We start from the raw sequence: 287 nt of genomic DNA, 5'->3' as shown, positions 1-287 counted from the left end.
GCGTCGCCACACTGCTCGCAGTGCTACTGCTTTGGCGCCGCATTTTGATTTGGCGTCCCCTAGGGGATTCGAACCCCTGTACTCACCGTGAAAGGGTGATGTCCTAGGCCTCTAGACGAAGGGGACAACACGGGTATAAGTGCAGGCTTACACCTTTGAACTGCAGCGGTTCGCCATTACCGAAGCAACGGCGGAACAGCTTTGAATCTGGCGGAGCGGACGGGACTCGAACCCGCGACCCCCGGCGTGACAGGCCGGTATTCTAACCGACTGAACTACCGCTCCAG

Annotated in this window: 2 tRNA genes; both read right to left on the bottom strand. The window is 58.9% G+C overall.

The annotated features are described in order from the left end of the window. Positions 1-50: 50 nt before the first annotated feature. Positions 51-126, bottom strand: a tRNA-Glu gene (locus tag AB4Y44_RS42625). Between the two features lie 82 nt (positions 127-208). Further along, positions 209-285, bottom strand: a tRNA-Asp gene (locus AB4Y44_RS42620). Positions 286-287: the final 2 nt, after the last annotated feature.

It is taken from the genome of Paraburkholderia sp. BR10937, assembly GCF_040965695.1.
Taxonomy (GTDB): Bacteria; Pseudomonadota; Gammaproteobacteria; order Burkholderiales; family Burkholderiaceae; genus Paraburkholderia.
Note: the sequence above shows the minus strand (reverse complement) of the source record. Positions and strands in the feature narration are given on the sequence as shown.